Raw genomic sequence first — 13,366 nt, 5'->3', positions numbered from 1 at the left:
CGGGGCCGTCGCTCCCCACGGTCAGCAGCGTGTTCTCGTCGACGGCGATACCGGAGGCCGCGTCGCCGCGTGCGACGGCGGCGACGGATGGTGATGACGATGAGCCGTGCCCCCGCCCTGCGGGGACACGGCTCACGGGTGCCGACCCGCTAGATCCTGCCGGTGCCCGCTCCCCCGGTCACCGAGGAGACGACGGACGAGGCCGGTTCGGCGGTGTACGAGTACGGCACCTCGGTGAGCGTGCCGACCTGCGAGATCTCGGTCTCCGCGCCGCCGAGGTCGTTGCCCCGCTCCACGACGTAACCGTCCTCGTCGCTGTCACGGATGGTGGTGATGGCGACCTCGGTGCTGCGGAAGACGTTGTTCTCCACCAGCATCTGCGCCCCCATCCGGGAGTGCACCGCCGTCGAGGCGCCCACGACGTAGTTGTCGTAGAAGTGACCGGTGCCGAACCGGAGGCTGGGGATGCGGGAGTTGACGTTGTCGAAGTAGTTGTGGTGATAGGTCACGTGGAGGTGGCCGGTGTCCTCGCTCGCGTTGCTGTCGCTGTGGCCGACCAGGCTGCCCTTGTAGTGGTCCTTGAAGGTGTTCCAGGAGACGGTGACCTGGTCGGATGCGTGGGTGATGTCGAGCAGACCGTCGTAGTAGTCCTTGTCGTGGTCGCGGTCGGCCGAGAAGGTGTTGTGGTCGATCCACACCTTGGTGGACTTCTGCACGGTGATCCCGTCGGCGGGGGCGACCGGCTTGCTGATGTTGAGGTTGCGGATCACGATGTTCGTCGAGTTCTTCAGCCGAAGCCCGCCACCGGTGAACCCGGAGGACGAACCGACGCCGAGCACGGTGGTGTTGGAGCCGATGTCGACCTGGCCGCTCAGCGAGATGATCCCGCTGACCTTCACCGTCTTGGCGTCGGTTCCCGTGACGGCTGTCTTGAAGGCGTCGAGGCTGGTGACGGTCACAGCGGAGGAGCTGCCGCCACCGGTCGTGCCGGCCCCGTAGCCCACGGGGGAGGATTCGGCGGCCCCGGCGGAGCCCGGAAGCATGGCGACGGCGACGACGGCGACTGTTCCGGCGGCGAGGGCCGCGAGACTACGGCTGCGGAGGTGGGTGCGCATGATGTCCCTTCGGTACGACGACGTGCGGGGAGGGTGCGGTGCTCGGCGGCTCGTGCGCGGCGCGGTGCGCCCGCATACGAGCCGCTGTCCCTCACTTGTCGCCGCCGGGGGCCGGGGGGTTGCCGGGTCATGCACGTAATTTCTGTTCAGCGGGACGGCGTTGACGACACTCCCCGTCCAGGGGTGGACTGTCCGCAGGACGCGGGGCGCACGTCCGCCGGGACGATGCGGAGCTTGGCCATGGGCATCTTGAGGGCCTGCGCGTGGTCCGCGTCCCAGAGCACGACCGTGCCGGCGGCGTCGCCCACCTTGAGGTAGGGCCGGGTGGGCACGAACTCACCGCCGTCGACGGGGATCGTCTCCGGCTTGCCGATCGGATGGGCGCAGACCCATTCGGGGGCGATACCGAAGTAGGCGGCCGGAGTACGGCCGCGTTTCGCGTCGGCCACCGCACGCGTACCGGCCTCGGCCGCGGCGAGCACCCCCAGCGTGCCCACGCCCGAGACCAGAAGAACGGTGCTGAGGACGAGCAGCAGCATGTTCGCCAGCCAGCGGTCCTTCACATACAGATGCAGGTGCTTCATGTACCCGAGAAAAGCGAGGGCAACGAGCCACAGGCTCATGCACAGGGCAAGCTTGAGGGAGGCGAGCAGCCGGTAGACCTCCGGAATCTCGACATCCTCCAGTTCCAGCCCGAACGCATCCAGGTAGAACGGGTGCAGCCCCAGGCCGAGGGGCGAGAGGAATCCCAGAACGATCGGCAGCAGAGCGGGCAGCAGCCATGGTGCGGTGCGCTGCCAGCTCCACTGCCGAACGAGCAGCCGGACGCCGTTGAGCACCACGACGATCCCCAAGGTGAAAGCCGCTACGCGCGCACCGTAGCCCGCCGCGGGTTCGGTCCGGACGATCACGGCACCCAGGGTGACTGCGATACCTCCGAGTACAAGCGCGCACACGAGGTTGAACACACGCGTCAGCTCCGGCGCTGCGCGCCGGAGCACGACGGTTGCCGCCCAGACCGCCCCACATGCCGACAGGGCACATAGCCACCAGCCGAATCCGGCAGCGCGCGCCGTGGCCAGCTGAGTCCCGAGAAACAGCTCGCACGCTCCGAACAGAAAGAGACGCGGCATCAGCTTCGCGGCTTCGCGGCTCGTGCCCAGAGTGCCCCGCACTTCGGTGTCCGCCCCGAGCGGTCTGCGGACGGCGACTTGGCCGGGCTGCGTCCGCGCACCGGGAAGCGGAGAGTCGGCGAGGAGCCGGGCCGCCCGGGCCGAGACGGCACTGATCTGCCGCCCGGTGTCGCGACGGCCCAGCGTCTGCGCCGACCAGACGCGCCATCGCTGTGCCCGCCGCTGCCGCACGGACAGCGACGCCGGATTCGGGTGGGGCTGCGGGCGCTCGTAAACAAACCAGTGCGGCCGGTCCACCGGGTCCCGGACCACCCGGTCGACCACCTCGACGCTGAGGTCCAGCTGCAGTTCGTCGGAGATGACCTCGATCCGCTCGCGTGCGCCCCTCACCGCGTTGATCCGGCTCCCGGGAAAACGCGCTTCGACCGTGTACCTCATGCTTCGGTCACTGACGGCGCTCGCCGCACCGCCACGCTTCGCCAGCACCGGCCAGCCGCGATCGGCCAGCGCACCCTCGAACATCTCGAACTCGGTCTGCGTGCCCCGCAACTCGACGAGTGCGACGGCTCGCTGGTCGAACCCGGTCGCCTTCGGCACAGCTGACTCCCTCTCTCTTCCGCCGGGGCCCGTCAGCCCCGGCCGCCCGGCGCGGGCGTCAGCAGTTCCAGCGCCTCCTCCCAGCGGAAGCCGTCGGCCGCGCCCGCGGCCCCCGGCTCGTGGGGACGGTGCGAGCCGATCATGACACCCATTCCACGCAGCCGGTCCAGGCTCTGCTGATATGCGGGATGGGCGGCCTGGGCCGAGTTCAGGTACGGGAGGGCGGCGGTGGGGATGCCGAAGCCGTAGGCCTCGCACAGGATGCCCACGGCCAGGGTGTCGGAGATGCCTGCCGCCCACTTGTTGATCGTGTTGAACGTGGCCGGGGCCACCACGATCGCGTCGGCGGGCGGGAGCGGCCGCGGTTCGCCGGGCAGACGCCAGGCCGAGCGGATCGGGTAGCCGGTCCGGGCCTCCACTGCCGCGGTGTCGATGAAGCCGAGGCCGTTGGGGGTGGCGACGACGCCCACGTCCCAGTCCGCCTGCTGGGCCGCAGTGATGAGCCTGTCGACGTCGCCGGCGATTCCGGCCGCGCACACGACGACGTACAGGAAGGGCTTCCGGCTCTGCCGGCAAGGCTGATCGCTCACGCGGGGCTCCCGGTCGACGGCTGTGGTGTTGCGGTCCCGGCAGGGTACGACGCGCACGCCGATGCCCCCGCTCCGTGTCCGAAGGGCGGGGGCATCGGTGTGTGCCGTCGGGTCAGCTGCCGTCGCGGAGGTCGGCGAGGCCCGTCGGGCGGTACGCGATCCCGTCGAAGGAGGCCTCGCAGCCCTCCCCCGTGGGCGACTGGACCAGGAAGCCGACGGACGCGGCGGCCGCCTGCTCCGGGGTGCCCAGGGCGAAGACGCGGACGAAGGTCCACTTCTCGCCGTCGGCTGAGGCGTGGCAGGCGAAGGCCTTGCCGGTACGGCTCAGCCGCAGCCAGTAGCTGTCACCATCCACGACGAAGGAGTTGACGTCGTCGGAGTGGCCCCGGGTGACGACGGTGCAGATGGTGGGGCGGTCCGGGGAGAGCTCCAGACAGATCTTGGCCCACTCACGGTCGCCGACGTGGAGGTAGAGGACCCCCGCGTCGAAGGCGCCGGCGAAGCCGACCTTCACCCGGGCGATCAGCTGGAAGTCGCCCTCGGGAGCGGTGCCCAGCAGCCGGGGTGCGTCGCTCGCGGAGTCCAGGCTCTCGCCGCCCGGCGGGACGAAGCGGTCCTGCCGGGCGCCCGCGCGGCCGGTCAGTACGCCGCCCTCGTAGGCCCATTCCGTCGCGGGTCCGAACGGCCGCAGAGCGAAGGGAAGTTCGGGCAGTTGCAGGGTCATGCGGGGCGTCCGTCCACACGGCGGGGCAGGCTCTGCGGGTTGTCCTCGCGGAGTTCCGGCGGGAGCAGTGCCTCAGGGGTGGTCTGGTAGCTGACCGGGCGCAGCCAGCGCTCGATCGCGGTGGCACCGACCGAGGTCGAGGTGGAGGTGGTGGCCGGGTAGGGGCCGCCGTGGTGCTGGGCGGGGGCGACGGCGACGCCGGTCGGCCAGCCGTTGACCAGGACGCGTCCGGCCAGCGGGGTGAGCGCGGCGAGGAGTCCCGCGGCGCTGCCGTCGGCCTCCTCGGTGGCGATCTGGAGGGTGGCGGTGAGGTTGCCGGGCAGCCGGGACAGCACCGCGGTGATCTCGTCCTCGGAGGTGTAGCGGGCCACGACGGTGACCGGGCCGAAGCACTCCTCCAGGAGCGCGTCGTGCGGGCCCTCGGTGGTGAGCAGCTGTGCCGGCACGGTCAGGAAGCCCGCGGCGACGGTGTGTTCGCCGCCCGCGCCGGGGGTGACCGGGGCGTCCACGCCCGGGAGCTCCGCGCGCTCGCGCACTCCGGCGAGGAAGGCGTCGCGCATCCGGTGGTCGAGCAGGACTCCGGCCTCGGTGTCGCTGACCGCCTCGGTGAGGGATTTCAGGAGACTGTCACCCCGCTCGCCTGCGGGGGCGAGGACGAAGCCCGGCTTGGTGCAGAACTGGCCCACGCCCATGGTCATCGAGCCCGCGAGCCCGGCACCGATCTGCTCGCCGCGCTCTGCGGCGGCCGCCTCGGTGACGACGACGGGGTTGAGGGAGCCGAGCTCGCCGTGGAACGGGATGGGGGCGGGCCGGGCCGCTGCCGCGTCGAAGAGGGCGCGTCCGCCGCGCACCGAACCGGTGAAGCCGGCCGCGCTGACGAGCGGGTGCCTGACCAGTTCGACGCCGGCCTCGAAGCCGTGCACCAGGACGAGGACGTCCTCGGGCAGTCCGACCTCCGCGGCGGCCCGGCGCAGCACGGATGCACAGAGCTCGGACGTCGCGGGATGGTCGGGGTGCGCCTTGACGACGACCGGGCAGCCGGCCGCGAGGGCGCTGGCCGTGTCGCCGCCGGGTACGGAGAAGGCGAGCGGGAAGTTGCTGGCCGCATAGACGGCGACGACGCCGAGCGGGATCTTGTAGCGGCGCATGTCGGGCCACGGCGGGGTGCGGGTGGCATCCTCGTGGTCGATGTGGATGTCGAGGTAGGCACCCTCGTCCACGACTTCTGCGAAGGCCCGCAACTGGGCTGCCGTGCGCGCGAGTTCTCCGGTCAGCCGGGCCGGGCCGAGGGCCGTCTCGGCATCGGCGGCCTCGATGACGTGCTCACCGGCCTCGGTGAGCAGATCGGCCGCGGTGCGCAGGAACGCGGCGCGCACGGTGCGGTCGGCGAGCGGGACGCGTGCGGCATGGGCGGCCCGGACCGCCCGGTCGACCTCCTCCGCTGTAGCCTCCACCGCAACCTGCTCACGCGGGTTCCCGGTGCGGGGGTCGACGCTCCAGACTGGTGCTGCTGCCACCGTGTTTCCTTCCGCTCCACTGCCACACATCAGAAGTTGTTCGGTATTCTGAACAGAGTTCCTGATCGTGAATATGAAGCGACTCTATTTCCGGGCGTTCGGTGTTGGCAAGAAGTCGCAGGTTTCGTAAGTGGGCTGGAAGGGGCGTAGGTCGATGTCGGTTGCCGAGTCTGGTGGGGCGCAGGTCAAGTCCGCGGTACGGACGGTGGAGCTGCTGGAGTACTTCGCGGGGCGACCCGGTATGCACTCGCTCGCCGCGGTGCAGGAGGCCGTCGGATACCCCAAGTCGAGTCTCTACATGCTGTTGCGCACCCTGGTCGAGCTGGGCTGGGTGGAGACGGACGCGACCGGGACGCGGTACGGGATCGGCGTACGGGCGCTGCTGGTCGGCACCTCCTACATCGACGGGGACGAGGTGGTCGCGGCCGCCCGCCCCACCCTGGACCGGCTCTCCGACGACACCACGGAGACCATCCACCTGGCCCGTCTCGACGGGACGAACGTGGTGTACCTCGCCACCCGTCAGTCGCAGCACTATCTGCGCCCCTTCACCCGGGTCGGCCGCAGGCTGCCCGCGCACTCCACCTCGCTCGGCAAGGCGCTGCTGGCCACCCACAGCGACGAGCAGGTGCGCAAGATGCTGCCCGAGACGCTGCCCGCGCTGACCGAGCACACCCTGACCGACCGGGAGAAGCTCATCGAGGAGCTGCGCCTGATCCGCGAGCAGGGGTACGCGGTGGACCGCGAGGAGAACACCCTGGGGCTGCGCTGCTTCGGCGTCGCGATCCCGTACCGCACCCCGGCCCGGGATGCCATCAGCTGCTCGGTGCCGGTCGCCCGGCTGACGCCCGCACACGAACAGATGGTCAAGGACGCGCTGTTCGACGCGCGGGACCGGCTGACTCTGGCAACCCGGAGGCTCTGATGACGGATATCTCCCTGCGCCCGGTGCAGGACAGCGATCTTCCGCTGTTCTTCGGGTGGATGGCCGACCCCGTGTCGGTCCGCACCGCCGCCTTCACGAGCGAGGACCCCACCGACCGGCACGCCTTCGACGCCCACTGGTCGCGCATCCTGGCCGACCCTTCCGTCGTGATGCGCAGCGTCCTCGCCGACGGGGTGGTGGTCGGTAACGCCGGGGTCTACGGGCCGCCGGAAGACCGCGAGGTCACCTACTGGATCGACCGGGCGCGCTGGGGCCGCGGTGTGGCGACCGCCGCGCTGGCCGCCCTGCTCGTCGCCGTACCGGAACGTCCGCTGTACGCGCGTGCCGCGGCCGACAACGCGGGGTCCCGGCGGGTGCTGGAGAAGTGCGGGTTCACCGTGACGGGCAAGGACCGCGGCTATGCGAACGCCCGCGGCGAGGAGACGGCCGAGCTGCTGTTCACCCTGCCGGGGTGAGGACGGGGCGGTGCGTCTCCGCCGTGCGGCGGAGACGGATCGTCACCGGGCAGGACGTGCTGAGACGGCCCGCGCGGAAGCGTGGACGGCATGACACAGACACCGCTCGCACCGGCCACCGCACCGGCGGCCACCGCCCCGGCCACCACCCGGTTCCGCACCGCGCTGCGCACCCTGGCGATCGTCTCCTGCCTGCCGTACATCGTGCTCAAGGCCGCCTGGATCTCGGGCAGTCACGTCGGAATCCCCGCGGACAGCTCGCTGCTCGACCACCGTGCCGCGATGATCGTCGCCAACGGCGGATCGGTCCTGATGGACAGCGCGGTCGTGGTCATCGCCCTGCTGCTCACCCAGGCCTGGGGCCGCCGGGTGCCCGCCTGGCTGCTCGCGCTGCCGATGTGGGTGGCGACCGGTCTGCTGCTGCCGATCATGACCGGCTATCCGCTGCAGCTGCTGGTCAAGGCCCTCGGCGGGGACATCACCGGCAGCGGCGGCTCCGCACGGCCCTTCCTGGACGAGTGGGTCTTCGCCGTCGTCTACACCGGCTTCATCATCCAGGGCCTGACGCTCGGCACCCTCTTCGTGCTGTACGCGAAGGACCGCTGGGGCCACCTCTGGCAGGGCACGCTGCGCGATCTGCCCGTCAGCCCGACGGGCCCGGCCCTGCGGGCCGCCGCCGTCGCCGCCTCGCTGGTCGCCGTGGTCCCCGGCATCGTGCATCTGCTCTGGGCCGCAGGGTCGACCGCCGGACTCAACGAGGCCCTGATCTCGGAGAGCAACAGCGGCTCCCACGTCGTCGACGCGGTCGATGTCCTCTTCGCCGTCGCCACCGTCGCCGGGGTCCTGCTCCTCGCCTTCCGCCGGAGCTCCGCGCTGCCGCTGCGGGTGCCGCTCACCCTGGCCTGGGGCGGCTCCGGCGCGATGGGCTGCTGGGGCGCCTGGATGGGCCTCGCCGCGCTGAGCAGCGTCGACGACGTCGCTCATCGGCCCACCGCCGCGGTGGTGCTCCTCTACGCTGTGCAGATGCTGGTCGGGACGCTGGTGATGACCCTGGGCACGTACTTCCTGGTGGAGCGCGCGGCCGCGACCCGGCCGCCGTCCGGCCACCGGGCGTGACCCTGCTGCTCGGGCGGCGGGCCCGGCTGCGCTGGCTGCATCTGATCATCGGCGGCGCCCTGTTGATGCCGTACTTCCTGGTCGGCACCGTGATCGTCGGGTCGTACCGGGCGGACGCCAATGTGTTCACCTCGCCGGTCAACCAGTTGGCGGCGTTCGCCTTCGCCCTGCCGATGGCCGCCGTGACCGCGCTCTTCCCGCTCGCCCGGCCCCTCTCGGTGGCCGCCGCCCGCTCCCTGTGCGCGCTGCCGCCGGACCGTCCGCTCGCCGACGGACCGGCCAGGACCCGGCAGGCGCGGGTCCGCACGGCGCTCTGGTACACCCTGCACGTGGCACTCGGCGGCATCGTCAGCGGCATGACGCTGGCGCTGACCCCGTTCGCGGTGGGCGTGACGGTGCTGCCGTTCTTCGAAGCCGCGCGGGACTCCCCGGTGATGAGCCTGCCGGCGGCAATGGACCGGCCGTGGGTGCTGGCCCTGACCCCCCTCGCCGGAATCGCGATGCTCGTGGCGATGGCCGGCTGCGCGGCGGCGGCCGGGGCACTGCTCGCGGACCGGGCGCCGGTACTGCTGGGGCCGACCCCCGACGACCGGCTGGCCGCCGCCGAGCGCAGGGCCGCCGATCTCGCGGTACGCAACCGGCTGGCCCGGGAGCTGCACGATTCGGTCGGCCACGCGCTCAGCGCCGTCACACTCCAGGCGGGCGCGGCCCGCAGGGTCCTGGACAGCGACCCGGAATTCGTCCGCGAGGCGCTGACCGCCATCGAGGAAACCACGCGGCGCACGGTCGGCGAGCTCGACTCCGTGCTCGGCCTGCTGCGTCGGGACGCCGAATACGCCGAGGAGACGGCCACCGACGGGCCGCCGGGGCCGGGGCTCGACGCACTGGACGCACTGCTGGCGCACTGCGGGGTACCCGTCTCGTACACCGCCGATGGCGACCTGGGCGCGGTGCCCGACGCCGTGGCACGACAGGCGTACCGGATCGTGCAGGAAGGGCTGAGCAACGCGCTGCGGCACGGCGGCCGCGGTGCGCCGGTCCGGCTGCGGATCACGGCGCACCCCGAGGAGCTGGAGATCATGATGGACAGCCCGCTGCCCGAGCGGCCGGCCGCGGTGCGCCCCGGCGGCGGACTGGGGCTGCGCGGCATCGCCGAGCGGGCGGTCCTGCTCGGCGGCCGTACCGAGGCCGGACCGCACGACGGAGTCTGGCGGCTGACCGCCTGCCTCCCCCTGCACATCCCCGGAAAGGAACGGCCATGAGCAGCACGGTCCGGATCGTCGTCGCTGACGACGAGCGCATGGTCCGTACCGCCCTGCGGGCCATCCTGGACGCCGAGACCGGACTCGAGGTCGTCGGCGAGGCCTCGACCGGCGCCGAGGCCGTCTCCGTGGTGCGCGAGCTGCGCCCCGACGTGGTGCTGATGGATGTGCGGATGCCGGAGACCGACGGCATCCGGGCCACCGAACAGATCCTGGCCACGCTCGACCCGGCCCCCCGCATCGTCGTCGTCACCACCTTCGAACACGACTCCTATGTGTACGACGCGCTGTGTGCCGGGGCCGCGGGCTTCCTGCTCAAGCGGGCGGCGGCCGAGGACCTGGTGCAGGCGGTGCGGCTGGTGGCACGCAGCGACTCGCTGCTCTTCCCGGCGGCGGTACGGGGTCTTGCGGCCGAGTACGGCAGGGCCCGGCCCTCCGCGGCACCCGCCTGGGTCGCCCGGCTCACCGGCAGGGAGGCGGACGTCCTGCGGCTGATGGCGAGGGGGCTCACCAACGCGGAGATCGCGGCGCGGCTGCGGGTGGGCCCGGCGACGGCGAAGACCCATGTGGCGGCCGTCCTCGCGAAGACCGGCGCCCGGGACCGCACCCAGGCGGTCATCGCGGCGTACGAGTCGGGTTTCATCACCCCGGGCTGAGCAGGCGGGCACGGCGGCGGCCATGAGGAATGGGTGAGAAGCGGCACAACCGGGAACGCGGCGCCGCGCCCCGCACGTCCCTTGTACGGGATGAACAAGACGATAAGGCGCGCCTCGGTCTTCTCACTGCTGCTGGTCCTCGCCCTGCTGGGGCGGGCGACCTGGGTGCAGACGTACCAGGCACGGGCGCTCGCAGACGACGACCACAACCGGCGGAAGGTCATCGCGCAGTACGCGCAGCCGCTCGGTGACATCATCGTGGCCGGCTCGCCGGTCACCGGATCGAAGAGGACGGAGGGCAGCGATCTCGCGTACAAGCGCACCTACAAGCAGGGCGACCTCTACTCCGCCGTCACCGGCTACAGCTCGCAGGCCTACGGCTCCACCCAGCTCGAGGGGATCTACAGCCATGTGCTGGACGGCACCGACGACCGGCTGAAGAACCCCATGGACGCGCTGACCGGCAAGCAGACCGCGCCCGGCAGTGTGCTGACGACGATCGATCCGGACGTGCAGAAGGCGGCGTCCGACGCGCTCGGCGACGACAAGGGCGCGGCCGTGGCGATCGACCCGAAGAGCGGGCAGATCCTGGGGATGGCCTCCTCACCGTCCTACGACCCCACGGACATCAGCGGGACGACGGACGGCGACGCGTGGAAGAAGCTGCTCGCCGACCAGGACAAGCCGCTGGTCAACCGTGCCATGCGGCAGCCGCTCGCGCCCGGTTCGACGTTCAAGCTGGTGGTGGCCTCCGCCGCGCTGGAGAACGGTCTCTACAGCTCGGTGGACGAGCCCACCAAGAGCCCCGTCCCGTACACGCTGCCCGGCACCAGCACCCCCCTGAAGAACGAGAGCGCCTCCGCCCCCTGCGAGAACGCGACGCTGCGCGTGGCGCTCCAGTACTCGTGCAACAACGTCTTCGGCAAGGTCGCCGCCGACCTCGGCCAGGACAAGGTGCGGGCGATGGCGGAGAAGTTCGGCTTCAACACGGAGAAGCTCGATGTGCCGGTCCGGGCCTCGAAGAGCATCTACCCGTCCGGCATGGACGACGCGCAGACGGCGCTGACGGGCATCGGCCAGTTCGAGGTCACCGCGACACCGCTGCAGATGGCGATGGTCTCGGCGGCTCTCGCCAACGGCGGTGAGCTGGCCGCCCCGCACATGGTGTCCAAGGTGACGGACTCCAAGGGCGGCACCCTGGAGGACTTCGCGGACGGGGACATGAAGCGCGTCGTCTCCTCGGCCACCGCCAAGCAGTTGCGCAGCGCGATGGTGACCGTCGTGGAGGAGGGCACCGGCACCAACGCCCGGATCGGCGGCGCGGAGGTGGGTGGCAAGACGGGGACCGCGGAGAACGGTGTGGGCAACAGCAACACCCCGTACGCCTGGTTCACCTCGTACGCGAAGGACGACTCCAGCGGCCAGGAGGTCGCGGTCGCGGTGATCGTGGAGGACTCGGGTTCGGCCGCGTCGGAGGTCAGCGGCAACGGCCTCGCCGCCCCGATCGCACAGAAGATGATGAAGGCCGCGCTCCAGCGGTAACGGAACGAGCGGAACGCCCCGGCAGCCCTTTTCGGGATGCCGGGGCGTTCGCTGCGTCCCGGGCCCTTCAGGTTTTCGCCGTGTTACGCCTTACTGGGGTACGCACCCGTGTCGAAGCGCTTCCGGGGTGCGCTGGTACGCTCTCGCCCCGCCCGCGCACCGTGGGCGGCGTCCGGGAACGTACCCAGCCGGAACCGGCGCGTGCACGGGAATCGAGCGCAGGGATGAGGTAGCTGTGGGCACACCCGTCGACGACACCGATGCCGCCGCCGAGTTCCATGGGTTCTTCGAGGCCCATTACGCCGAACTCGCCCGGCTGGCCCACCTGTTGACCGGTGAGGCCGATGCCGCGGACGATCTGGCCGCCGATGCCCTGCTGGCGCTCTGGCACCGCTGGGACCGGGTCAGGAACGCCGACCACCCGGTGGCGTACGCCCGCGGAGTGGTCGCCAACCTGGCCAGGACCCGGATCCGCAGCGCGGTGCGCGAGCGCCGCCGGATCGCGCTGTTCTGGGCGCCGCGCGGCGGCGGTGACGGATACGCGGTCGACGATCCCGACGTGTCGGCGGTGGTCGACGTCCAGGGGGCGCTGCGCAGACTGCCGTTCCGCAAACGCGCCTGTGTGGTGCTGCGGCACGCCTTCGACCTCTCGGAGCGGGACACCTCACTGGTGCTCGGGATCTCGGTGGGTACGGTGAAGAGCCAGACCTCGCGCGCCGTCGCGGAACTGCAGCGGCTGCTCGGTCCCGATACGCCCGCCGCGCACGTACAGGTGGCCGTCGCGGCGCAGCGCACCGGAGGAAGTCAGTGAGGGACGAGGAGCTGCCCCGGCGGCTGCGGGACGCCGCCGGGGCGCACCGGCCGGACCGGGAGCGGATGCTGGCCCGCGTCGAGCGCGGGATGGCCGGGGCCGGCCCCCCGGCGCGGGTGGTGCGCCCGCCGCGCACCGCGACGCCGTGGCTGCGGGTCGCGGCGGCGACGGCCGCGGTCTGCGGGGTGCTGGCGGCGGGCACGTTCGCCGTCACCTCCGCCGGCGGGGAGGGGGCACACGAGGACCGGGGGGCGGCCCCGCCGTCCGCCACCGGGACACCGGGCGGCACGCTGCGCACCGAGGACGGCCCGCTGCGGACGGACGGCGCGGTCGACCCGCACAGCAACGCGTACTGGGCGCAGAGCAATGTGACGCTGCGGGCGACCGAGCCGCTCGCCTCGCTGACCGTGGAGCTGCGGATCGCACTCACCGGCGGGGTGACCAGCACGGGTTCCTGGCGTTCACTGCCCGAGGGGGACTTCACCGTGTCGGCGACCGAGGACAGCAGTTTTCTCATCTACCGGTGGAGGCTGAAGCCGGGGCGCAGCGTCCCGGCCGGTACGCACACGTTCGCCGGGCAGTACAACCACGCGGAGGGCGAACGGGACCCGGCGGGCGACTACGTGACCGTTCGCGCGGTCCGCGCGTCGGGCCGGCCGGCCTCGGTGGGCGACTCCTTCGGTCCGGACCGCTGACTCCGCATCGTGTAAGGAACGGCGGGACCGCGTCGCCCGATCGCGATACCAGCGGCATCATGACGGGACATTCCGCGACGGGGCGTGGTCCGCTGCACGGGCAACGACAACGGCGACGAGCCGCCCGAGACGGGCCTCAGTGACGACTGAGCGGCGCCGGCGGGGGCCCCCCCCCCCCCCGCCGGCGCGGGGGCCCCCCCCCCCGGG

At 71.9% G+C, this 13,366-nt stretch carries 13 protein-coding genes; 8 read left to right on the top strand and 5 right to left on the bottom strand.

All coding sequences use genetic code 11. The features are described 5' to 3' along the window. Positions 1-149: 149 nt before the first annotated feature. The 5 genes from ACFVW8_RS20635 to ACFVW8_RS20615 all read right to left on the bottom strand — a co-directional run bounded on the left by ACFVW8_RS20635 (position 150) and on the right by ACFVW8_RS20615 (position 5,676). On the bottom strand, positions 150-1,115 hold the full coding sequence (locus ACFVW8_RS20635) for a polysaccharide lyase family 1 protein (RefSeq protein WP_389691986.1): 966 nt from the start codon (positions 1,113-1,115) through the stop codon (positions 150-152). Positions 1,116-1,261: 146 nt separating this feature from the next. Then, entirely contained in the window at positions 1,262-2,845 is a 1,584-nt protein-coding gene (locus ACFVW8_RS20630) for a hypothetical protein (protein ID WP_389691984.1), read from the bottom strand. A 32-nt stretch (positions 2,846-2,877) separates the two neighbouring features. After that, positions 2,878-3,435, bottom strand: a complete 558-nt coding sequence (locus ACFVW8_RS20625) for a flavoprotein (RefSeq protein ID WP_389691982.1) — start codon at positions 3,433-3,435, stop codon at positions 2,878-2,880. A 112-nt stretch (positions 3,436-3,547) separates the two neighbouring features. Further along, positions 3,548-4,159, bottom strand: coding sequence for a DUF1349 domain-containing protein (locus tag ACFVW8_RS20620; RefSeq protein ID WP_389691980.1), 612 nt, complete (start codon positions 4,157-4,159; stop codon positions 3,548-3,550). Then, positions 4,156-5,676 (bottom strand): aldehyde dehydrogenase (NADP(+)), encoded by a 1,521-nt coding sequence (locus ACFVW8_RS20615; protein WP_389691978.1) that lies wholly within the window; start codon positions 5,674-5,676, stop codon positions 4,156-4,158. The genes ACFVW8_RS20620 and ACFVW8_RS20615 overlap by 4 nt, the downstream gene beginning before the upstream one ends. A gap of 154 nt (positions 5,677-5,830) precedes the next feature. Here ACFVW8_RS20615 and ACFVW8_RS20610 point away from each other — a divergent pair, with 154 nt between their 5' ends. From ACFVW8_RS20610 to ACFVW8_RS20575, 8 genes are all read left to right on the top strand, one after another. Then, positions 5,831-6,601, top strand: coding sequence for an IclR family transcriptional regulator (locus tag ACFVW8_RS20610; RefSeq protein WP_389691976.1), 771 nt, complete (start codon positions 5,831-5,833; stop codon positions 6,599-6,601). After that, on the top strand, positions 6,601-7,077 hold the full coding sequence (locus tag ACFVW8_RS20605) for a GNAT family N-acetyltransferase (RefSeq protein ID WP_389691974.1): 477 nt from the start codon (positions 6,601-6,603) through the stop codon (positions 7,075-7,077). The genes ACFVW8_RS20610 and ACFVW8_RS20605 overlap by 1 nt, the downstream gene beginning before the upstream one ends. Before the next feature lie 90 nt (positions 7,078-7,167). Continuing rightward, entirely contained in the window at positions 7,168-8,193 is a 1,026-nt protein-coding gene (locus tag ACFVW8_RS20600) for a hypothetical protein (protein WP_389691972.1), read from the top strand. Beyond that, positions 8,190-9,455 (top strand): sensor histidine kinase, encoded by a 1,266-nt coding sequence (locus ACFVW8_RS20595; RefSeq protein ID WP_389691970.1) that lies wholly within the window; start codon positions 8,190-8,192, stop codon positions 9,453-9,455. The genes ACFVW8_RS20600 and ACFVW8_RS20595 overlap by 4 nt, the downstream gene beginning before the upstream one ends. After that, the gene (locus tag ACFVW8_RS20590) at positions 9,452-10,111 is read left to right on the top strand and encodes a response regulator (protein WP_389691968.1); all 660 of its coding nucleotides are present in this window, start codon (positions 9,452-9,454) and stop codon (positions 10,109-10,111) included. The genes ACFVW8_RS20595 and ACFVW8_RS20590 overlap by 4 nt, the downstream gene beginning before the upstream one ends. Positions 10,112-10,201: 90 nt before the next feature. Then, on the top strand, positions 10,202-11,653 hold the full coding sequence (locus ACFVW8_RS20585) for a peptidoglycan D,D-transpeptidase FtsI family protein (protein WP_389691967.1): 1,452 nt from the start codon (positions 10,202-10,204) through the stop codon (positions 11,651-11,653). 235 nt (positions 11,654-11,888) lie between these two features. Continuing rightward, positions 11,889-12,464, top strand: coding sequence for a SigE family RNA polymerase sigma factor (locus ACFVW8_RS20580; RefSeq protein ID WP_389691966.1), 576 nt, complete (start codon positions 11,889-11,891; stop codon positions 12,462-12,464). Next, the gene (locus ACFVW8_RS20575; RefSeq protein ID WP_389691964.1) at positions 12,461-13,159 is read left to right on the top strand and encodes a hypothetical protein; all 699 of its coding nucleotides are present in this window, start codon (positions 12,461-12,463) and stop codon (positions 13,157-13,159) included. The genes ACFVW8_RS20580 and ACFVW8_RS20575 overlap by 4 nt, the downstream gene beginning before the upstream one ends. Positions 13,160-13,366: the final 207 nt, after the last annotated feature.

Source organism: Streptomyces sp. NPDC058221, from assembly GCF_042882365.1.
Classification (GTDB): Bacteria; Actinomycetota; Actinomycetes; order Streptomycetales; family Streptomycetaceae; genus Streptomyces.
This window is presented reverse-complemented; position numbering and strand designations above follow the sequence as displayed.